19 protein-coding genes and 1 tRNA gene are annotated in these 22,744 nt (G+C 34.3%); 10 read left to right on the plus strand and 10 right to left on the minus strand.

The window, feature by feature from the left end:
* Positions 1-42 precede the first annotated feature (42 nt).
* From H3U96_RS01985 to dusA, 3 genes are all read right to left on the minus strand, one after another.
* Positions 43-119: transfer RNA gene (locus H3U96_RS01985), tRNA-Arg, on the minus strand.
* 309 nt (positions 120-428) lie between these two features.
* On the minus strand, positions 429-2,444 hold the full coding sequence (gene rep, locus H3U96_RS01990) for a DNA helicase Rep (protein ID WP_198195660.1): 2,016 nt from the start codon (positions 2,442-2,444) through the stop codon (positions 429-431).
* A gap of 97 nt (positions 2,445-2,541) precedes the next feature.
* Complete coding sequence (gene dusA / locus H3U96_RS01995; RefSeq protein WP_198195662.1) at positions 2,542-3,468, minus strand: tRNA dihydrouridine(20/20a) synthase DusA; 927 nt, start codon at positions 3,466-3,468, stop codon at positions 2,542-2,544.
* A gap of 125 nt (positions 3,469-3,593) precedes the next feature.
* Between dusA and H3U96_RS02000 the strand changes: the two genes are divergently transcribed.
* The gene (locus H3U96_RS02000) at positions 3,594-3,968 is read left to right on the plus strand and encodes a DUF5362 family protein (protein WP_065579148.1); all 375 of its coding nucleotides are present in this window, start codon (positions 3,594-3,596) and stop codon (positions 3,966-3,968) included.
* An 81-nt stretch (positions 3,969-4,049) separates the two neighbouring features.
* On the opposite strand, the gene bamE is transcribed toward H3U96_RS02000, so the two are convergent.
* Positions 4,050-4,511: an outer membrane protein assembly factor BamE gene (gene bamE, locus H3U96_RS02005; RefSeq protein ID WP_065579149.1), complete on the minus strand. Its 462-nt coding sequence runs from the start codon at positions 4,509-4,511 to the stop codon at positions 4,050-4,052.
* Positions 4,512-4,720: 209 nt separating this feature from the next.
* On the opposite strand from bamE, the gene H3U96_RS02010 reads away from it, so the two are divergent.
* A complete protein-coding gene (locus H3U96_RS02010; protein WP_065651917.1) occupies positions 4,721-5,332 on the plus strand; it encodes an FKBP-type peptidyl-prolyl cis-trans isomerase in 612 nt (203 codons plus the stop codon).
* Between the two features lie 37 nt (positions 5,333-5,369).
* Here H3U96_RS02010 and H3U96_RS02015 read toward each other — a convergent pair whose 3' ends face one another.
* Positions 5,370-6,563 (minus strand): MFS transporter, encoded by a 1,194-nt coding sequence (locus H3U96_RS02015; RefSeq protein ID WP_198195403.1) that lies wholly within the window; start codon positions 6,561-6,563, stop codon positions 5,370-5,372.
* A 133-nt stretch (positions 6,564-6,696) separates the two neighbouring features.
* Here H3U96_RS02015 and dapB point away from each other — a divergent pair, with 133 nt between their 5' ends.
* From dapB to H3U96_RS02040, 5 genes are all read left to right on the plus strand, one after another.
* Complete coding sequence (gene dapB / locus H3U96_RS02020) at positions 6,697-7,518, plus strand: 4-hydroxy-tetrahydrodipicolinate reductase (RefSeq protein ID WP_065651916.1); 822 nt, start codon at positions 6,697-6,699, stop codon at positions 7,516-7,518.
* Positions 7,519-7,527: 9 nt separating this feature from the next.
* A complete protein-coding gene (tadA, locus tag H3U96_RS02025; protein ID WP_065651915.1) occupies positions 7,528-8,025 on the plus strand; it encodes a tRNA adenosine(34) deaminase TadA in 498 nt (165 codons plus the stop codon).
* A 132-nt stretch (positions 8,026-8,157) separates the two neighbouring features.
* Entirely contained in the window at positions 8,158-8,697 is a 540-nt protein-coding gene (gene hpt, locus H3U96_RS02030; protein ID WP_198195404.1) for a hypoxanthine phosphoribosyltransferase, read from the plus strand.
* Between the two features lie 53 nt (positions 8,698-8,750).
* The gene (locus H3U96_RS02035) at positions 8,751-10,433 is read left to right on the plus strand and encodes an autotransporter assembly complex family protein (RefSeq protein ID WP_174564998.1); all 1,683 of its coding nucleotides are present in this window, start codon (positions 8,751-8,753) and stop codon (positions 10,431-10,433) included.
* Between the two features lies 1 nt (position 10,434).
* Positions 10,435-14,235: a translocation/assembly module TamB domain-containing protein gene (locus H3U96_RS02040; RefSeq protein WP_198195405.1), complete on the plus strand. Its 3,801-nt coding sequence runs from the start codon at positions 10,435-10,437 to the stop codon at positions 14,233-14,235.
* Positions 14,236-14,284: 49 nt separating this feature from the next.
* Here H3U96_RS02040 and mnmD read toward each other — a convergent pair whose 3' ends face one another.
* Positions 14,285-14,998 (minus strand): tRNA (5-methylaminomethyl-2-thiouridine)(34)-methyltransferase MnmD, encoded by a 714-nt coding sequence (gene mnmD / locus H3U96_RS02045; RefSeq protein WP_198195406.1) that lies wholly within the window; start codon positions 14,996-14,998, stop codon positions 14,285-14,287.
* Between the two features lie 86 nt (positions 14,999-15,084).
* On the opposite strand from mnmD, the gene H3U96_RS02050 reads away from it, so the two are divergent.
* On the plus strand, positions 15,085-15,822 hold the full coding sequence (locus H3U96_RS02050; RefSeq protein ID WP_086356913.1) for a 1-acylglycerol-3-phosphate O-acyltransferase: 738 nt from the start codon (positions 15,085-15,087) through the stop codon (positions 15,820-15,822).
* Positions 15,823-15,834: 12 nt separating this feature from the next.
* The gene (gene cmoM, locus H3U96_RS02055) at positions 15,835-16,611 is read left to right on the plus strand and encodes a tRNA uridine 5-oxyacetic acid(34) methyltransferase CmoM (protein ID WP_198195407.1); all 777 of its coding nucleotides are present in this window, start codon (positions 15,835-15,837) and stop codon (positions 16,609-16,611) included.
* 50 nt (positions 16,612-16,661) lie between these two features.
* Here the strand turns inward: cmoM and H3U96_RS02060 are convergent, their stop codons facing one another.
* From H3U96_RS02060 to H3U96_RS02075, 4 genes are all read right to left on the minus strand, one after another.
* A complete protein-coding gene (locus H3U96_RS02060) occupies positions 16,662-18,002 on the minus strand; it encodes a GntP family permease (RefSeq protein ID WP_065651964.1) in 1,341 nt (446 codons plus the stop codon).
* Between the two features lie 205 nt (positions 18,003-18,207).
* Positions 18,208-19,209 carry a 4-hydroxythreonine-4-phosphate dehydrogenase PdxA gene (gene pdxA, locus H3U96_RS02065; RefSeq protein ID WP_065579160.1) on the minus strand — a complete coding sequence of 334 codons (1,002 nt, stop codon included), beginning with the start codon at positions 19,207-19,209 and terminating at the stop codon, positions 18,208-18,210.
* A gap of 75 nt (positions 19,210-19,284) precedes the next feature.
* The gene (locus H3U96_RS02070; protein WP_065651907.1) at positions 19,285-20,583 is read right to left on the minus strand and encodes a four-carbon acid sugar kinase family protein; all 1,299 of its coding nucleotides are present in this window, start codon (positions 20,581-20,583) and stop codon (positions 19,285-19,287) included.
* A gap of 83 nt (positions 20,584-20,666) precedes the next feature.
* Positions 20,667-21,422: a DeoR/GlpR family DNA-binding transcription regulator gene (locus H3U96_RS02075; RefSeq protein ID WP_065579162.1), complete on the minus strand. Its 756-nt coding sequence runs from the start codon at positions 21,420-21,422 to the stop codon at positions 20,667-20,669.
* A gap of 240 nt (positions 21,423-21,662) precedes the next feature.
* Between H3U96_RS02075 and H3U96_RS02080 the strand changes: the two genes are divergently transcribed.
* A complete protein-coding gene (locus H3U96_RS02080) occupies positions 21,663-22,658 on the plus strand; it encodes an SIS domain-containing protein (RefSeq protein ID WP_086356909.1) in 996 nt (331 codons plus the stop codon).
* The last annotated feature ends 86 nt before the right edge of the window (positions 22,659-22,744 follow it).

Below are 22,744 nucleotides of genomic sequence, written 5' to 3' on the forward strand. Positions count from 1 at the left end.
TAAGCTTAGCGACGGTAAACGATTAGTTATCATAGATTTTAATGGCGTCCCCTACAGGATTCGAACCTGTGACCTACGGCTTAGAAGGCCGTTGCTCTATCCAGCTGAGCTAAGGAGACATGGAGTAGCAGAATTGATATAACGCAGAGTATTATATAAAGCTATTTTGATCCGTCAATGCTTTTTAATGGATTATTAGATTATATAGTCAAAATATCATCAATTTAATGACATAATTGATATGTTCAAAATTTTTCTAATGAAAAATCGGGTATTTTGTTAAAAATAAATAAAAATTTATTTATTTTTAAGCCTAAAAAACCCCTTTCCTCAATTTTTTTATATTATTGCTGATTGGTCGGATTTAATAATAAACTATGATAGCAGTTCGATGGCTGTCTTCTTATCTCAATTGAAATATTGGTCTTTTATTTAGCATTGGCTATTTGTGCTTTTAACATAGCTAAACGACTTTGCCCTTGTTGCATCTTTTTCTCAGGTGATAATTCATGGCGCTGATCTTGCCATGCTAAATCGTCTTGAGGAAGTTCAAGTAAAAAACGGCTAGGTTCTACATAAACTGTTTCACCAAATTGTTTTCTCTGTCGACTAAATGAAAAAGTTAATTCCCGTTGTGCTCGAGTGATTCCTACATACGCTAGCCGTCGTTCTTCTTCAATATTGTCTTCATCTATACTGGTTTGATGTGGCAATAACCCTTCGGACATGCCGATTAAATATACATAAGGAAACTCAAGCCCCTTAGAGGCATGTAACGTCATTAATTGTACTTGATCCAGTTCTTCTTCTGTTTCATTACGCTCTAACATATCACGCAAGGTAAATCTAGCTACAGCCTGCTCTAAAGTTAATCCCTCATCGATATCATCACCCTGTAACATATCATTTAACCAGCTCACCAACTGTTCTACATTACGCATGCGCATTTGCCCAGCAGTTGGCGAAGATGAAGTTTCGTAAATCCAACTTTCATAATGAATACCATGTAAGAGTTCATGAATGGCAGCCATCGGCTCTAGATGTGATTTTTCAATCAATGAATCAAACCAGTGAATAAAGGAATGTAATGTTTCCATTCGTTTACCAGAAAGTAATTCCGTTAATCCCATATCATGACTAGCTTGATATAAGCTAACGCCGCGATGATTTGCCCACTCTCCCAATTTTTGGATAGTTACTGGTCCAATTTCACGTCTTGGGGTATTAATAATACGAATAAATGCATTATCATCGTCAGGATTGGTTAATAAACGGAGATAAGCCATTAAATCTTTGATTTCAATTCGGGCAAAGAAGGATGTTCCTCCGGAAATTCGATAAGGAATTCGATATTGCATTAGCATTTTTTCAATTAAACGAGATTGATGATTACCTCGATACAAAATGGCATATTGACCATATTGGCTATTATTAGCAAATCGATGTCCGATTAAGTCGTTAACCACTTTTTCCGCTTCATGTTCTTCATTATCGGCTGAAATGACTTTTAGATGTTCTCCATAACCGAGTTCGGAAAATAATTTCTTTTCAAAGATATGAGGATTATTTTCTATTAAAATATTAGCAACTTTTAATATTCTTCCTGATGATCGGTAATTTTGTTCTAACTTAATCACTTCTAGTTTAGGGAAGTCCTGCTTGAGTAAAACTAAATTTTTCGGACGAGCACCACGCCAGGAGTAAATTGATTGATCATCATCGCCGACAACCGTAAATTTAGCTCGGCTACCTACCAATAATTTAATAAATTCATATTGACTGGTATTGGTATCTTGATATTCATCGATTAATAGATAACGAATACGGTTTTGCCATTTTTCTCTAACTTCATCATTAGTTTTTAACAGCAATGTCGGTAATAAAATAAGATCGTCAAAATCTAATATGCTACATGCTTTAAGTTGCTTTTCATAAAGTTGATAACAGTGAGCAAATAGCTTTTCTTTATTCGTCTGCGCTCTCGCCATTGCAATGGTTGAATCAACAATATCATTCTTCCAATTTGAAATAGTTGAACGTAACTGATTAATAAGATCTTTATCACCATCTAACCATTGCTGGGTAAGCTCTTTGAGCAAAGCGAATTGATCATGATCATCAAATAGTGAAAAATTAGCTTTAATACCAAGATGTTTATATTCTCGGCGTACAATATCTAATCCTAAGGTATGGAAGGTTGAAATTTTTAGCCCTCTTGCCTCTGGTTTACTCAAGGATTGGGCTATGCGTTCTTTCATTTCCCTAGCAGCTTTATTAGTAAAAGTCACAGCAACAATATGTCGAGGCAAATATTCTTTTACCCGAATTAAATAAGCGATTTTATTAATAATTACTCGAGTTTTACCTGAACCTGCACCAGCTAGTACCAGACAAGGCCCTGAAACATATTCGACAGCTTGTTGTTGACTTGAATTTAAACGCACAAAAGAGAACCCTAAGTAAAATTGTTCGCTAGTATATACTGAACTATCAAGCATGCGCAATCCAGCCATGCTTCGAAACATTTCATAACATTTGTTGCTATTGAATAAAAGTTAATGCCTGTTCAACAACTTCTATTCCTGCCCCTTTTTTATGGGCGTTTTCACTCAAATAGCGTCGCCACTGTTTAGCCCCTTTTCTACCGTTAAAGATACCTAAGGTATGACGCATAATATGATTGAGTTGAGCGCCTTGAGTTAACTGGGTTTCAATATAAGGATAAAGTGCTTGTATTGCCGCTATTGGATCAGGACTTGGAACATCAGAACCAAAGATTTGTTGATCAATTTGCGTCAGTAAAATAGGATTTTGATAAGCTTCACGACCAACCATAACACCATCGACAAAAGTTAAATGTTGTTTGATTTCATCAATGGTTTTAATTCCGCCATTTATGGCGATAGTTAGATGAGGATAATCACGTTTTAATTGATAAACTCGCTCATAATCAAGTGGTGGCACTTCGCGATTTTCTTTTGGGCTGAGTCCGGAAAGCCAAGCTTTACGAGCATGTACAATAAATGTTTCCGTATGAGGCATGACTTTTTCAATAAATTCACATAAAAAGCCATAACTATCTTGATTATCAATACCAATACGTGTTTTTACCGTTACAGGAATACTGACAGCATTTTGCATGGCATAAATACAATTTGCAACTAAATCAGCTTTTGCCATTAAACAGGCACCAAACATGCCGTTTTGTACACGATCAGAAGGACAACCGACATTAAGATTAATTTCATCATATCCTCGTTCTTCAGCTAATTTTGCACATTCAGCCAATACAATAGGATCACTTCCACCCAGTTGTAAACTTAAAGGATGTTCTTGGCTATTAAAAGCTAAATAATCGCCTTTACCATACAAAATTGCGCCGGTAGTGACCATTTCGGTATAGAGTAAGGTTTGTTTGGTCAATATACGATGAAAATAACGACAATGTTTATCAGTCCAATCGAGCATGGGTGCTATAGAAAAACGATTTAATATAGATTTTTTTTGCAAATTAGCCTCGACATAAAAAAATAAAATGTTATTCTATCTGCCATTTTTTAATAGTACAACAATATATAATATAGGGAATAAATATGGATTTTAACCAACCGAAAAGTATTACCATTACTTCAACTGAATTATTAAAAAAACAGATGAGATTTATAGCAATAATGCAACAAATCTATGGAGTTATAATGATAATTATCGGCGCCTTATCTTGTTTAGGGATCATATCTGCTATCGTCGGTATTCCGGTAATTTTAGCTGGCGTAAAACTATTCAAATCAGGCAGCACATTTAGTATGGCTGCAAATTTTGATAATGAACGAAATCTTATTGAAGCTATTGAAAATTTACATGGCTATTGGAAGTTTTCTTTAATTGCTTTTATTTGTTCAATTGTATTTTTCATTATTTATATGATTCTTATAGTAGCTCTTATTTCTTCTATTGGTGGTCACTACTAATAGACCGATTTAATCGAATTTAATATTGATTAAACATAGATATAAAAAACCTCGTTATTATAACGAGGTTTTTTTTGAATTTTATTCTGATTCACCTTCTGATGAAACTTCAGACGATTGTTGAGTAGGTAAATGATCATTATCGTCTTCTGATTTTATTTCAATAGGATCTGAAATTTCTTGTTGGTTCATTTCTTCTAATGATAAAGAACCTTCTAATGTAGAGGTTTTAATATCTTTCACTATGCCCATCTCATCAAAATAAACGGCATAAGTAATCTGACTTACATTACCATGTTGTGGCTGTTGGCGGAAAACATAATACCAAACATTACCCCCAAAAGAAGAGGTTAACATTGGTGATCCCATAATAAACACCACCTGTTCTTTGCTTTGACCAACTTGTAATAATTCTATTGCATCTTTTGTTACATAATTACCTTGATTGATATCAGGTCGATAAACCCAACGATCAACAAGAGAACAACCAGTTAGTAACATACCGGCCACAATAGCAAGCGAAATAGATTTACGAAACGGCATTTAAAATCATCCATTCAAAAATACAATATAATATATTATCGCTGATATTTTAACTAAGCGCTAGAAAAAATAATAAATTCTTCTATAAATTTATACTTAAAAGCATTGTTATCTTGATGATAATTAACAAGAGCTGATATTTTTCTTCTTATCTTTAATCGTAATGCACTATAATAAGCAACTTTATATCAACAAATGACGGGTAAAAAATGAAATTAGATACCATTGAGCAAAAAGCAAGTTACGCAATTGGATTACAAATTGGCCAACAATTAAAAGAGTCAGGATTAAGCAATTTAGAACTTAATGCATTAAAATTAGCTATGGAAGATGTATTAAGTGGTAACCAACCAGCTTTACCTTTACAAGAATTGCATGATGCTCTTCGCCACGTTCATGAACAAGCTTCTAAAGAAAAAGCAAAACAAGCAGAAAAAATTGCCCAAGCAGGAAAAGACTTTTTAACTGAAAATCTTAAAAAAGATAACATAAAATCAACTGAATCAGGTTTACAATACGAAGTACTTAAACAAGGTACTGGTGCATATCCAAAAGCAACTGACCGAGTGCAAGTTCATTATACTGGACAGCTAATTGATGGTACTGTATTTGATAGCTCTGTTGAACGAGGTCAACCAGCTGAATTCCCTGTTAATGGTGTTATTCGAGGCTGGGTTGAAGCGTTACAATTAATGCCAGAAGGCTCAAAATGGCGATTATATATTCCTCAAGAATTAGCTTATGGATCTCAAGGTGCTGGCGCGTCAATCCCCCCATATAGTACTTTAATTTTCGATGTTGAATTATTAAAAGTTCTATAAAAAAATATGGACGCCCTTGCGTCCATTATTGTCAGAATTAACTATTGTAAATTTTAGGTAATAAGCAGGTACATAGTGCAGCTAACAACAATAGAGCGCTAGCTGTGCCAAAGGCAATAAAGTGGTTATGCCATGTGTCATATGCCCACCCTCCTAACCACGAACCAATCATCGCACCAATTTGGTGACCAAGGTAAGTTAAACCAGAAAGTAAACCAACAATTTTTACACCATAGATATCAGCAGAAATGGCACTTGATAAAGATAAAGCACCAGCCCAAACTAATCCACCTATTAAGGCTATGGTATAGAGTTGCCATTGCGTTGCTGCAATAACTAATGCTATAAATCCTATCCCTCGAACAAAATAGATCATAGCTAAAACAAACTTTCGTGGCACAAGATCTGAAATATAGCCGAGTACTAATGTACTAAATATTGCCACCAAACCAATTAAGCCTAGTGCAGAAGAACTGGTTATTGAATCAAAACCATGATCCATTAACATAGGGACACCGTGAGTGCCAAGTAAATTCATACTAAATCCACAAGTAAATAATCCAAAACTAAGCAACCAAAACGGTCGAGTTTTTAATACCTGAGTTAACGTCATTTCTGATCTTATATTTTGACTATTTTCAGTTGTATCTATATCACTTTGCTTATCTTTCATAATAAAAAGCGCTATCGGTAAAGCTAACAACATAAAAAATAGTGAAAATGCTATTAATGTAGTTTGCCATCCATAAAGCGGAATAAAATAAGCAAATACAGGTAGCATAACCGCAATGCCAGCCATACTACCACTTGATAAGATAAATAAAGCCAAGCCACGATGTTTGCTAAACCAACGAACAACAATCGGCGTAAAACTTACCGAACCAACAAACGAGGTACCAAAAGATAACGCTATACCAAAGGATAATAAAAAATTCCAATAATCAGTTATATTAGCGGCCCAAACAGACGAAATAATAATAATTAGTGAACCTAATAATAATACAAAGCGTGTTCCATATTTGCTAACTAAATAACCGGCTATTGGCATCGCGATTCCAGAAAATAGCATACCAATAGCAATAATACTCGATAAAGTACTACGACTAAACTGTAGGTCGTTGGCGATAGGTAAAAAGAATACCCCCATACTCATCCGTAATCCGCTAGATAGCAGCGTTAACAACGCTGCTGCAATCACAATGTTCCATCCAAAATACCATTTACAACGCATAAGGTATCCTATATTTATTATAAAAAATCACTAGCAAAGTATAACATTTTGCTTTTTAGTCGGTATATAACTTAATAGTTTTCCGCTATAATATTTGTTTATGTGTATTAGGTAATAATGTAAGGAAAGTTATATGTCAACAAATATGATTCGCATCGCTATTGCTGGCGCTGGAGGTAAAATGGGTCGTCAACTCATTCAAGCGGTATCTCAAATTGAAGGAGTGACTTTAGGCGCTGCATTCGAAAGAGAAGGATCATCATTGATAGGTAGTGATGCTGGTGAGCTTGCCGGAATTGGTCTTTGTGGTGTAAAAGTCACCGATAATCTACTAAAAGCAAAAGATCAGTTTGATGTATTAATTGATTTTACTCGTCCAGAAGGAACCCTAGCACATTTAACTTTTTGTGTCGAAAATAAGAAAATGATGATAATCGGCACAACAGGCTTTGATGAAGCTGGTAAACAGGCAATTGCTAATGCCGCACAACAAATTGCAATTGTATTTGCCGCAAACTTTAGCGTTGGTGTTAACTTAGTACTTAAATTACTTGAAAAAGCCACCCAAATTATGGGGGATTATACTGACATCGAAATTATCGAAGCTCATCATCGTCATAAAGTTGATGCCCCATCAGGTACCGCACTTGCGATGGGTGAAGCTATTGCCGATGCACTTGGTTGTGACTTAAACGAGCGTGCAGTTTATTGCCGAGAAGGCCATACCGGAGAAAGACCAAAAGGGGCAATTGGTTTTGCCACTATTCGAGCTGGTGATATTGTCGGTGAACATACCGCAATTTTTGCTGATGTCGGAGAACGAGTTGAAATTAGTCATAAAGCTTCAAGCCGAATGACATTTGCTAATGGAGCAGTACGTGCAGCATTATGGCTTGCTAAGCAACCAGTTGGACTTTATGATATGCGTGATGTACTTAATCTAAATAATTTATAATGTTAAAGCATGACAGATGAAATTTGGATGCGTCATGCATTAGAATTAGCTAAATGCGCTGAATCTATAGGAGAAATTCCAGTCGGCGCAGTAATTGTTGATGAAAACGGACAACTTATTGGTGAAGGTTTTAATCAATCAATTATTAAACATAACCCAACTGCTCATGCAGAAATCATGGCAATTGAACAAGCAGGTCAATTTTTACACAACTACCGTTTAGTCAATACAACATTGTATGTTACTCTTGAACCTTGTATTATGTGTGCTGGTGCTATTATACATAGTCGAATCAAGCGTGTAGTGTATGGTGCTAGTGATTATAAAACCGGTGCAGCTGGTTCTTATATCAATATTCTTTCCAGAACGGGCATTAATCATTTTGCCCAAATAACTAGTGGTGTTTTAGCTAGTGAATGTAGCTCAATGTTAAGCAACTTTTTCAAAAAACGGCGTTTAGAAATAAAACAAAATAAACACTCTTGTCATAGTACAGTTAACGATTGACTTAATATTTAAAAATGCATTCTATAAATCATTTTTTAATTTTTGATAAAAAATTTGCTTAGTTATTCTTTTTACCTGTGAAAATTGCTAAAATCTGTTCTGATTTTTTAAGATATATACTGAGCATTATTAATGAAAAAACATACATTAGAAACCATGATATCTGCCAAAGATATCCAAAAGCGGGTAAAAGAAATAGGTCAACAGATAAGTAAAGATTATGCAGGCAGTCAAAATGAGCTTATTTTAGTTGGTTTGTTAAGAGGTTCTTTTATCTTTATGGCTGATCTAAGCCGAGCAATTAGTGTTGGTCACGAAGTCGATTTTATGACTGCCTCAAGTTATGGCAATGCAGTGGTAAGTAATAGAGATGTCAAAATTTTAAAAGATTTAGACGAAGATATTCGTGACAAAGATGTGCTGATTGTTGAAGATATTATTGATACCGGCAATACTCTTAGCAAGGTAATGGCTATTTTAAAACTACGTCATCCACGTAGTATAGAGATTTGTACATTATTAGATAAACCTTCACGCCGTGAAGTTGCCGTACCAGTAAAATATATCGGTTTTTCAATTCCTGACGAGTTTGTAGTAGGTTATGGTATAGATTATGCTCAGCATTATCGCCATTTACCATATATTGGACATGTAAAATTACTTGAATCCTAAACTTTATCGAGGTGTATGTGTCACGATTTTCTCGCTCATTATGCGTACTTTTAATGGTAACGACTGCATCAAGTTATGCTGATATGAAGTTATCAATTAAAGGATTATCGGGAGAACTTGCGGAAAATGTCGATGCACGCATTTCGTTAATCACATCAGATAAAATTAATAATTCGCCTAATTTTAAGCGATATTTTGAAAGTGAAGCACAAAAAGCACTTCGAGCATTAGGTTATTATTCTCCTACTTTCAATTATGACGAAAGTGATCCTAAAGTCCTCGTTGTTAAAATATCGCCTGGTGAACCGGTTAGAATTAAACAATTAAATATCAATATCAATGGCGAAGGTAAACAAGATAAAGATTTTCAAGAGTTACTAGCTAAACAACTACCTAAAATTGGTGAAATTTTAAATCACGGCACTTATGAAGCATTTAAAAAAGGCTTAGAAAGCTTGTCATTAAAAAAAGGCTATTTTGATGCAGTAATGCCAACCCATCAATTAGCCGTATCTAAATACGACCATCAAGCATTTTGGAATATCGATTTTGATACTGGTAAACGCTATAAGTTTAGTATGGTTAAATTTCCTGAGGCTAAAATTCGTCAAGATTATCTTGCCAATATCGTACCTTTTAAAGAAGGTGATGAATATTCGGCTGAACAGTTGTCATTATTAAATCGACGACTAAGTTCGACAAACTGGTTTAATTCTGTAGTTGTTACACCAGATTTTCCACATCTAACTGCAGATAAAGCTCTACCAATTGATGTTGTTACCACTCCTCGTAAAAAAAATGCTATGGATCTGGGTTTAGGTTTTTCAACAGATAATGGCGTGCATGGCAAAATTGGCTGGAATAAACCTTGGATCAATAGTAAAGGACATAGTTTTCAAAGTAGTTTATCGCTCTCATCACCAGAGCAAATTATTACAATGAGCTACAAAATACCTTTAAAAAAATCGCCTATTGAACAGTATTATACCATTCAAGGTGGTTATAAAAAAATTGATAATAACGATACTTATTCACGTTCGTATACTTTAGGTGCTTTGCGTAATTGGGATAATTTTGATGGTTGGCAAACTGCTCTTGGTTTTAATATGTTGCGTGATGACTTTACTCAAGGGGATGCAAAGTTCAAGACCTTTTTATACTATCCATCACTAAGTATTTCACGTATTCGTAATGACGGTAAGCTATTATCGATGTGGGGTGATTCTCAACGTTATTCAGTTGAAGGGGCAGCGGAATCGTTAGGCTCTGATATTAATTTAGTCCGTTTTCAAGCTCAACAAACTTGGATTCGTTCAATAAAACAATCACATCGTTTTATAGCCAGAGGTAATTTTGGCATTATCCAAGCTAGTAACTTTGATCGAGTGCCGCCTTCTTTTAGATTTTTTGCTGGTGGCGATCGCAGTATTCGAGGATACAGTTATCAATCTATTTCACCTAAAGATAAAAAAGGTAAGCTTAAAGGTGCTTCAAAAATGATCACAGGCTCAGCCGAATATCAATATAACTTAACTGGCTCTTGGTGGGGTGCTGCTTTTGTTGATACTGGTGAAGCAATAGATAAAGTCGATACAGCTAAATTTTATACTGGTACCGGCTTGGGTATTCGATGGGCTTCACCTGTCGGTCCAATTAAATTTGATTTAGCAACACCACTAAATAGAAAAGATAAAGGCTCAATACATCTATATATTGGTTTAGGAAGCGAATTATAAAATGGCAAAAAATCCAATAAGAGCAAAAAAGGTTGAAAAAATAAAACGAATACGTAAATGGAAAAAACGCAGCATTGTAGTGCTTTCCATTTTTGTTTTCCTTATCACTTTTACAATCTTAATGATTTACACATCTTTAGGTGTAAAGCTAACTACCTATGTTCTTAATAAATTTTTACCTGAATTAAAAATAGCCCAAGTTGAAGGTACATTCCATGATTTACATATTAAAGGGTTGTTACTTGAACTACCTGGTGTCAATGTACAGGTAAAAGATGCAACATTCAAATTGTCTGGTTTATGTTTAATACAAACAAAAATTTGTGTTAAACAATTTGATGCTGATGGAGTTAATGTTGTAATCAATACTAATGAATTGCAACTTTCACCTGATGAACCAACATCAGAAAAACGACGAATAATTAAAACGCCATTACCTATTGAGTTAAAACAAACCCATATTTCCGATGTCAATGTAAAAGTTAATGATATGCAATTTGGTATGTCAAACTTTACAGGAAAAGCTAACTGGGTCAACGAAAAAATCTATGTATTCCCGGCTGTTGCTATGGATTTACAGGCAATATTTGCAGATCACCCTGCAAAAAACTCTAACAACAAATTTGAAGATGATTTAGCACTTGATCAAAAAATTAAGCAACTATTTAATCAACCTTTAATAAATTCACTACCACAGGTTAGTATTCCACTCGATATTAATGTCACAAGTTTAAGCGGAAATAATTGGTTATTACATATAGCTGGGCAAGATTATCATTTTAACCAAGTGAATATAAAAACCGAGATGATTAATAATCATATTATGGTCAAACATGTGGACACTAATGCAACAACGCCTTATGTCAATGGACATGCCTATTTATCTGGTGAAATTACACTTGGCGATAATTGGCCTATTTTAGCTTCAGTTAAGGTCGATACAGAAAAAAATCATCTTAATGGACAGTTTTCAGGAAACTTATTAGGTAAATTATTTACTTATACTAATATTGCTGGTCTGAATCAAATTACCATTGATGGACAAATCAATTTTATTGAGAAATATTTGCCTTTAATAACAAAATTAGACGGTAAACATATTCAATGGCCAATTGAAGGAGATCCACAATATCAGTTAGATAATTTTGCTATAAGCTTAAATGGTAATGCGCAAAAATATAATATGCTAGCTAAAGGTTTGATTAAGGGAGATGGCTTACCTGATACGTCTGTTGATATTGTTGGTGCTGGGACCAACCAATCTGCCTCTTTCGACCATGCCAATATCAAGTTTCCGCAAGGCGATATTAATCTTACTGGCCAACTAGATTGGCAAACTGCACTTAAATGGGATGCGAGTATTAACCTTAATAATGTCGATATTATTAAAGAGTTACCAACCTTCCCTATTCGCTTAGCCGGCCAACTAAAAACTTCGGGTATGCTCGAAGGTGATTTATGGCAATTAAATATTCCTGAGATACAGTTGAAAGGTAACATTAAGCAAGCTAATTTTTCAGCTAATGGTGACCTATTTGTTGATTCTAATCGTACGCTATCAGCAAAAAATTTATCTCTACTTTGGGGTAAAAATCAATTAAATATTAATGGTTCAACGGATAAAGGAAATTTAAATAGCCAACTTAATTTAACGACTTTATCATTATTGGTTGATAATCTAAGTGGCACAATTATTGGTAATGTCAAGATGACAGGTAGTAAAACTTCACCAGTTATCGAAAGTAATATCAATATCGGCAACTTAACTTATGAAAATATTTCAATCGCGAAAGCCAATCTATCAGGCAAAATCCAATACACAGATCAACTTAGTGGACAATTGAAGCTAATTGGTCAAAATATCGATATCGCTAACCAAAGTATTAAAAAAGCTAATATTGAACTATCAGGCAATGAAGCTCGTCACTCTTTAAATATAAATTTTGAAGGTAATCCATTATCGATGGCAACAACATTAAATGGACAATTAGATAAACAACATAATAATTGGACCGCAAGTATACCGCATAGTTTACTTACATTAGCTAATAATAATCGTTGGCAATTAGCTAAACCTATTTCTCTATCATATGATTTAACTAGCCAGGTTCCAACTATAGGGGCACATTGTTGGCGTAGCAATAATTCTAGTATCTGTTTAGATAAATCATTATCAATAGCTAACAATAACCAGACATCTATTACATTAAAAGATATTGATCTTGCCAAATTACCTATTCCCAATGATGGTGAAACTAAAATTGATGGTTTTATTAATGGCAAAGCAGATATTAAATTCGATGATACTAGCAAAATTCCGAGTATTAAAGCCAATATAACCAGCAATAGAGTTTATATTAAACAGATGATAAGTAATCAAGCTTTACCAATTCCATTTGATCTGTTTAATATCAATGCTGACTTTAATGAACAGCAGGCTAAATTAAGTTGGCGTTTTGGTTTAAATAAATTAGGCAAAATAAATGGCGATCTATCCATAAATGATCCAACTGGAAAAAAAGATTTAAGTGGTCAACTCAATATTGATAATTTAGCCCTAGCAATTATTAATCCGCTATTGAGTAAAGATGAATATGCTAATGGCGCCATCAATGGAATGGTTAAATTTTCTGGTTCATTAATGGATCCTAGCTTAACCGGCGGTATCAATTTAAAACATAGCGACATAAAATCTAACCAATTACCAATCGATATCAAATCTGCTATGGTTGATATTAAATTCAATGGCAAAACTTCGACAATGAAAGGAATTTTGGCCACTAAATCAGGAAACATTAATATTAATGGTCAAGCTAGCTGGAATAATTTAGAAAAATGGCAAGCAACATTAAATGTTAATGGTTCAGCCATGGATGTCTCTGTACCGCCAATGATTGTCATGTCAGTCATTCCAGATATTAAAATAGAAGCAACACAAGATGAACTGACAATTCTTGGTAAAGTTTCAATACCTAAAGGCAAAATCACCGTTGATTCACTTCCACCATCAAGTATTGACGTGTCACCTGATGAAGTCATGTTGGATCGAAACCACAAACAGATTCAAGCTCAAAAATTTGGCATGAAAATTAATAGCCATATTGAAATCAATATCGGTGATAAAGTCACGGTAGATGCTTTTGGTTTGCAAGCCTCATTAAAAGGTAAACTCATTGCGACACAGACAAATAAAGGACTAGATTTACATGGTGAAATATTAATTCCTAACGGTCGATTTCATGCTTATGGTCAAGACTTAATCATTAATAAAGGCATTATCACTTTTTCTGGTCCAACGGACCAAGCTATGTTAGATATAGAAGCCATTCGTAATCCTGATTCCATGGATAACAGTAATATTACTGCTGGTATTCGAGTTAAGGGATCATCAACAGATCCTAAAATTGAGATTTTCTCTGATCCAGCTATGTCACAACAAGAAGCGCTCTCTTACCTAATTCGAGGTCAAGGTCTTGATAGTTCTGATCAAAGCGATAATGATATGATGACCGCCTTTTTAGTTGGTGTTGGAACCGCCAAAACAGGACAATTCATCGGTGATATTGGTAATGCATTTGGCATTAAGAATCTTTCTTTAGACACTCAAGGGGCAGGTAATAATTCAAAAGTGGTAGTAAGTGGTTATATATTACCTCATTTACAATTAAAATATGGTGTAGGTATATTCGACTCACTAGCGACATTTACCTTGCGCTATCGTTTATTGCCAAATTTATATGTTGAAGCAGCTTCTGGTATTGCGCAAACATTAGATCTAATCTACCAATTCGAGTTTAATTAATATTAGTTAATTCTTATTAGTTCGCCAAAAATTAAATTGGCGAACTAATTTAGATTTTTTGGCCGATTAGCATTTCACGTTTTTTACCAAATCCTTTACGTTTTTCGACATTAAATCCAGCATTGATTAAATTACGTCGGACAAAACCTGCTGCAGTAAATGTTGCAAAGGTTCCTTTTTCTCTTGTTAATTGATAACAATGTTTAAATAGGGATTCATTCCACATATCTGGATTTTTGGCTGGCGAAAAACCATCAAAAAACCATGCATCATTAAAACTATTTTGTTGAACTAAGAAATCGGCATAGCAGCTTATATCGTCATAGCATATCAATAAATTCACTTCTTCTAAGCTATCAACATCAGATCCTTTTAAAGAATCTTGTAATTGCTTAGCTAGTGGCCATAATGCATCATTGTGATTAATAACTTTATTATGAATTTTTGACATTTCGCTGGCAGATAAAGGATATTTTTCAACACTAAAAAAATTTAATTTTTTCAAATTACTATTTGGATTTTTTCGTCTAAATTGTTTAAACGTTTGCCAAGTAATTAAAAAACTTAAACCAGAACCAAAACCAGTTTCACCAATAGTAAACGTCTCTTGCTGATGTTGTAAAAATCTGTCATATAAACAATTCCCTTCAATAAAGACATAACGAGTTTCATCTACTGCACCGTCAGTATTAAAATAAACATCATCAAAGTAACGGGAAATTGGAATTTGATTATCATTCCAAATGATAGTTGATTCGTGCATAAACATCCTTTAAAGCGATATTTAACAAACTGTATATTCATATAGATTACGTATATAATACGCTAAGTTAACTTATGAGGTAAATTATGGTTTTTCTTTTTCGCTTAATCAGTGTGTTATTCATTGGTATTATAACTTGTGTACTAGGCGTTATTTTTTGTTTATTCAATCCTCGCAATCCCAAAAATGTGGCTAGATTTGCCCATCTTTTTAGTTTTTTCTTTAAACCAATATTAGGGGTAAAAGTTGATACTCGTAAATATCCTGAAATTGAAAAACTAGGTAGCTGTGTATTTATCGCCAATCACCAAAATAATTATGATATGGTTGTGGCCGCTGATATTGTACAACCGAAAACCGTCACTGTCGGCAAAAAAAGTCTGGCACTGATCCCTTTCTTTGGGCAACTTTATTACCTTACCGGCAATATTTTAATTGACCGTAACAATAAATCAAAAGCCCGAGATACCATTAATTTCGTCGTTAAAGAGATAAAAAAACGTGAAATATCAATTTGGATGTTTCCGGAAGGTACTCGTAGTCGTGGACGCGGATTATTACCATTTAAAACTGGTGCCTTTAAAGCTGCTATAGCCGCTGGCGTTCCTATTGTGCCGATTTGCGTATCAGATACCAATAATATAAAACTTAACCGCCTTAATAATGGTCATATGATCGTTGAAATGCTTCCGCCAATTGAAACTAAGAATCTACGTAAAGAAGATGCTAGAATATTAATGGAAGAGTGCTATCAACTGATGTCAGAAAAAATTGCCCAAATTAATTTAGAAGCGACTAAATTAAATAAAAAATTATTAAAATAATAATTATCTACTATGACTAAAATCGATCGTAATTTTGATGATATCAGCCATAAATTCGCTAAAAATATTTATGGAACAAACAAAGGTAAGATTCGCGAAGCTATCGTTTGGCAAGAGCTAGAAAATATATTAGCTAAGTATCCAACAAATAAACCATTAATTATTTTAGATGCAGGCGGTGGACAAGGTCAGATTGCTTGTCGATTAGCAAGATTAGGCCATAATATTACTGTTTGTGATATTTCTGAGCAAATGCTCGAATTAGCAAAAAAGCAAGCCGATAAAGAAAATCTAAGCTTAAATTTTATTCATTGCTCTATTCAAGATCTCGAACAATTCATTAAAACGCAATTTGATATTGTGATTTGTCATGCTGTTTTAGAATGGGTAGCTGAGCCAATCCAAATAATCCAATCTTTAAAGAAACATCTTAAACAAGATGGCTATTTATCTTTAATGTTTTATAACTACCACGGGCTATTATTTAAAACAGTAACTTTAGGTAATTTTGGTTACACTCAATCGGGACTGGCCAAACGCAAAAAGAAAACCTTATCACCTGATTATCCCCGCGATCCAAATCAAGTATATCAATGGTTGAACCAACAAAATTTTGAGATCACCAATAAAACAGGAATTAGGATATTCCATGACTATTTAACCAATAAGTCAAAAGCCGAAACACATTTTGAACAATTATTAGAAATTGAAAAACAGTTTTGCCAAACTGAACCCTATCTCAGTTTGGCAAGGTATATTTTAGTTACCGCAAAAATTAATAATAACTAATTTATAGAAAATAATAGGGGAAGTATATTTCTTTACACTCCCCTATTTTCTTAGAAGAAAATGGCATTAACAATTAATAATGTCACTGTTCCTGCGGCCCATAATACCGTTGAAGTAATACTCCAAACTTTAATTTGTTCTTTAACTTCTGTTACCCCTAATGAACGATTAACTACCCAAAAATAAGCATCATTGAAGTGAGAAAACATAAAAGAACCAATTGAGCACCCTAACCCGGCCATAATTGGATTTACACCTAAGGTGCCAATCATTGGTGCAGTAATACTCGCTGCGGTAATCATGGCAACGACACCAGAACCTTGAATTAAGCGAATCAAAGTTGAAATCGTCAATGGTAACAAAATACCAGGCACACCAATTTTAACAATATATTCAGCAATAATTTGACCTGTTCCTGAGTCACGTAATACCATTCCTAATGCGCCACCACCGCCAATAACCAGCAGTATAATACCAGCAGAGCGAATTGAATTTTCCATTTGATGCACAACATCTTTTCGAGGAAATGAGTTAGTTAATGCCATGATAGCAATTAATAATCCAATGCCCACAGCTACAATTGGGTGTCCAATTGTTTTTAACATAATGGCAATCGAACTATCCCATTTCATTTCATTTACTAAAGTAGCGGTTAATATCAAAATAATCGGAGTTACAATTGGTGCAAAAGATGCTAATGCACTAGGTAATTGTTGATCATCTTCTAAATTTTGCGAAGTAACTGTTAGACGTTCACGGGTAAAATTCTCACCATCCTCCGTTGGAATTTGATAAATACTACGACCAACATGGCGAGTATAAATAAATCCAGCAATAGTAATAGGTATAGCAACAACCATTGCCCATAGCATATATTCACCAAGGCCAATACCAAATTGTGAAACTACACCAAATGGTCCTACCGCTGGTGGAATCATACTGTGGCTAATAACAAGCCCCATAGCCAATGTTGAACCAAGTCCGACCACAGATTTACCTGTACTACGTGAAATTGCTTTCACTAATGGTAATAGAACGATAAATGCTGAATCACAAAATACAGCTAAACTCACTAATAAACCGATAATGACTAATGCTAACTCTTCCCTGCCTTTTCCTAAAAGGTTAATAAAAACTTGAGCCATTTTTTGTGCTGCACCACTCATCTGCAAAACTGACCCCATCATAACGCCAAAACCAATAACGATCCCTATGTTACCGAGCGTATTACCAAAGCCTTTACTAATCGTTGCGATCATAAATTCACCAGGCATACCACCCAGTGAGCCAGTAATTAAAGCGGATATAATCAATGCAGGAAATGCCTGAATTCTTGTCTTTAAAATCATAAATAGTAACAAAGTAATTGCAACGAGTAAGCCGGCAACCATTCGCCAGCTGCTCTTCTCAATACTATGTAAACTTCCTAGATAAAAAACAATTAATCCGACAACCACTAAAATAATGCCATTTAATAAGACATAAGGATAAAGTGATTTATTATTATTTTCTTTTTTAGACATATGCAAACCCTCCTTCGATAATGACGAAATCATTACCGAAAAATAAATTGTTATAAGTAATAATAGCTACTTATTAACGTTTAAAATTTGGTGCGTATAGCGCAGCTAAACGTATAGCCTCAATCAAACTCACTGGATTAGCGATTCCTTTTCCGGCAATATCATTTGCTGTCCCATGGTCAACAGATGTACGAAGAATCGGCATTCCATTAGTGATAGAAATGGTACGATGAAAATCAACCATTTTCGTTGCAATATGACCTTGGTCATGATACGGAGATAAAACAGCATCATAGCCACCACCCATAGCAAAATGGAAAACACTATCAGCTGGTTTAGGACCATTAATATCAATTCCTTGTTTACGAGCCATTTCAATACCGGGTAATAAGACATCATCATCCTCATGACCAAAAAGACCATGTTCTCCGCAATGTGGATTAATACCGGCAACCGTCATTCTCGGTTTATTGATCCCTAATTTAACCAATGCATCGTTACAACGAATAGCATAATCACAGACTCTTTCTGGTGTTAATGATTCAATGGCTTTAACCAATGCTAAATGACGAGTTAAGAAAAACACTCTTAAATCTCGAACTTGAAACATAGTAAGTGGGTCTTGACTACCAGTAAGATCTGCTAATATCTCGGTATGACCAATATAGTTAACATTACCAGCTTTAAGGGATTCTTTATTGATAGGTGTTGTTGCAATGGCATCAAGTTTTTTTTCCATAGCAAGCTCTGTGATAACTTTAATATAGTTGAATGCAGCTTGACCGCATTGCCCTTCAATTTGGCCAATTTTAAACGTATCATAATTTAATTCGCCACACTGAATAAGATTCAATACGTTAGGTTTATCTTGTATTTGAGTTAGATCGGTAATTTCATTAATCTGTAAGTTAACTTTTGAAAACTTACACGCATCAGCTAACACCTTTTTATCACCAGTTACCAGTACACATCCATATTCATATGTTTCTGGTGCTGCAATACTTTTCACAACAATTTCAGGGCCTATACCAGCCGGATCGCCCATAGGTACTCCGATTAAACAACGACGTTTCATTTATTACTCCTTTAAAATTATTCAAAATTTGCTCAACTTATGCTGTTTTATCTAAGTTGAGCTAGTTATAAGGTATTAATGCTTCAAGCTTTCATGTGATGAAATCTTGGTACTCAAATAGTCGATACAATGAACTAAAGTATTATCATTACCGACAAAGCCACCTTTAGTTACTATCGAATAACCATCACATTTTCCGCCGACAAGGTGTCCATAAACCGTCAATGGTTCAACTTCATCTTTAAGTAAAAAACCACTACTTCCTAATCGATTTACCACATTTACCGTGACATCCCCTCCACTGGTATAAATGCCTCTGATAATAGATTCCGGATGGAATAAAACTTGAGCTGTTATTTCGGCAATAGCTTGATTCAAGGTATTACTAATTTCACTCATACTCATATTATTGTTAGCTGCTAACTTAGCTAAATCACAAACATGCTCAGGCATTTCAACGGTATCAATGCCGATCACATCAAATTGCTCAACTTTTTTCAGTAATTTATCTACAATTGGTTTAGCTTTCTTGATATCTTTAGAAATTTCTATCAATTCATCAACCAATATCGTTTCTAACCAAACTTTTCGGTCATATTTCAATTTTCTTATTTGTCTTTGAGTAAGATCAGACACACTGCCTATTGCGACAAACACTTTGTTGGCCATCTTTCGTTCTGATGAATAACGTAGATCAGCAAATTGGGCTGTAAATGGTCCCGGATCAACACAAAAAACAGGCAAATTAACATTATTTGCTGCTTGCGCTATCACACTAATGTCGGTATCCGTAGTAGCATCAAATATGACAATACGACCACCTTGTTGATATATTTGTTTTAAACGCTGCTCAATTCTATCTTTGCCTTCTAAAACATCCTTGAGAGCAATATGTGAGACTGGATATCGAGATTGGCAACGAAATAATTCTAAAATTGAAGACTCCGTCATCGGATTTTTAGGATCATTACGCATTGCTGTATTCTGTAATGGCACACCATTAACTAATAAAGAACCGCCAACACAAATTCGATCACTAGATGGATACACAGGTACAACCAAAGCCATAAGATTAGGGTCATTGTCAATAACCGCATCAACTTCTGCCCCTAGATTACCTCGCAACGTTGAGTCTATACGTTTACTAATTAAAGGTTGATATTTACTAAACTGGCTTATGCAATCGACAACCCGTGAATACGCTTCTTTATAAGGTATTGAACGTGAATCAGTTGCAAACGAAATCACATCAAATCTAGAAAGATCTTCATTAAATTTTTCTAAACATGTAATTGCATTAAACCCTTTTTTGCTTAATAAAGCACAGGTAGCATTAGCACCTGTCAAATCATCAGCTACAACGGCAACTTTCATATTTTTGCTTCCTCTCAAAAATTAAGCTCACTAAATGAACTTTTATACATCTACCAAAATTAACTAAATATTAGTTACATCAGTTAATAAATATATTTAATGTCCTGTTTTATTAATTGTTTTTCAAAATTACTAGGAAATTGTTTTTCAGTTATAAGATAATTAAATCGATTTAAATCGCAGATTTTAAAACGACATCTAAGCCCCAATTTACTGCTATCAACCAAAAGAACCGATTGAATAGATCTAGATAATGCCATCCATTTACAGTCAGCTTTAATCTGTGTTGTGGTCAATGCACCATCTTCTAGATTAAAACCATCCGCACCAATAAAGGCTAAATCAATAACCTGTTCTGAAAGATACTTCATGGCTTGAGTGTTATAAGCTGAGGCATTTGTAGTTTGTATTTCACCAGGACAAATAATCGTATTCACTTCTGGCCGAGAAGATAACTCCAAGGCCACATGTAAATCTAAAGTAATTACTGTAATTGGAACATTGATATTCAAGGCAAATTCACGCATCGTCGTTCCTGCATCAATAAAAATTACCATCCCTGGTTGTAATAAACTTACCGCTATTTTCCCTACTCTTTTCTTCCCTTCAGAAAATCGATTCTGTTTGATGTCATAAAGGGGGGTACCATTTAAAAAACTTCTTTTTATTTCACCTCCATACGATACTTTTATTAATCCTTTTTCTTGTAAAAGTTTTAAGTCCCGTCTGATGCTCATATGAGAAACGGAAAATAAATTAGATAGTAAATTGATGTTGGCAACATCATATTCATCTAAGTACTCTAAAATTCTTTTATATCTTGGTAGTTCTTGTTTCATAGCGAGTTTCCCAATTAAGTTGGCGTCATTGTAGTAATAAAATAATCAACAAAATGTTAATCTTTTAACACTTTCACAACCGGGTTTAACAAATGTGATCTGAATCAAACTTTCACTTTTTCTTAGTTAGTTTTTTGTGAATCAATAAAATTATCTTCAGTTTTATGCATACAATTTCTATATCTACTAATGCAAGCTTCATCAGAGTTAATTTAATTTATAAATAAGGATAATTTGGATATGGCAACAAAATCAGAAGATTTTCAAGTATGCAAAAATGAAACGTTACAACTAGCCAAACAAGTTCTAAAACAAGAGGCTGCTGCAATAGAAGAAATTGTTAACTCAATTAATGAAACTTTTTTCCATGCTGTAGAATTAATTTTGCATACCAAAGGAAGAGTTATCGTGACAGGAATGGGAAAACCTGGTTATATTGCTCGTAAACTTTCCGCTACATTTATGAGCACAGGTACTCCATCTTTTTATCTACATCCAGCCGAAGCTATTCACGGTGATTTAGGTTGCATTACTAAAGATGACACCATTATTGCCCTCTCAAACAGTGGAGAAACAGCCGAAATTGTGAATATTTTACCGACAATAAAACAAATTAATATTCCGTTAATCTCAATTTGTGGTAATCCATTATCAACCTTAGCTCGCTTTGCAACCTACAATTTAGATGCCCATGTAGACCAAGAAGCATGCCCTCTCAATTTAGCACCAACAACAAGTACAACGGTAGAATTAGCCTTAAGTGATGCACTGGCAATATCAGTGATGCATGCAAAGAAATTTAGCTCACAAGATTTTGCTTTTTATCATCCAGGCGGAAATCTAGGCCAAATACGTTTAATGACAGTGCAACAGTTAGTTGAAAAACATAGTAGAAATGTTGCTATTACTGCAGAAGAATCTATTTCTGACGCTATTTTTGCTATGACGAATTCGGGGATAGGAGCTGTTGCGATAGTTGATAAGAACAATGTATTACTTGGCATAATTACCGATGGGGATATTCGTAGACAATTACAATATCACTCTAATCTGTTAGATATTCAAGTTTCTGAGTTAATGATAACCACACCAATAACTATTGAACATAGCCAATATGTATCTGAGGCTTTACATAAAATGGAACAACATAAACCTAGACCAATAACCGTTTTACCTGTGATTGGTAATAAAAAACAATTTATTGGCATGATTCATATCACAGATATATATCACTAAATCAAATTTTATGATCATCAAGTAACAACAAACAAAATTAAGATAACTAAAAGAGCACTCGAAAATTTGCCAATAAATCGTTATTA

The sequence above is a fragment of the Gilliamella sp. M0364 genome (genome assembly GCF_016100565.1).
GTDB classification, from domain to species: Bacteria; Pseudomonadota; Gammaproteobacteria; order Enterobacterales; family Orbaceae; genus Gilliamella; species Gilliamella apis.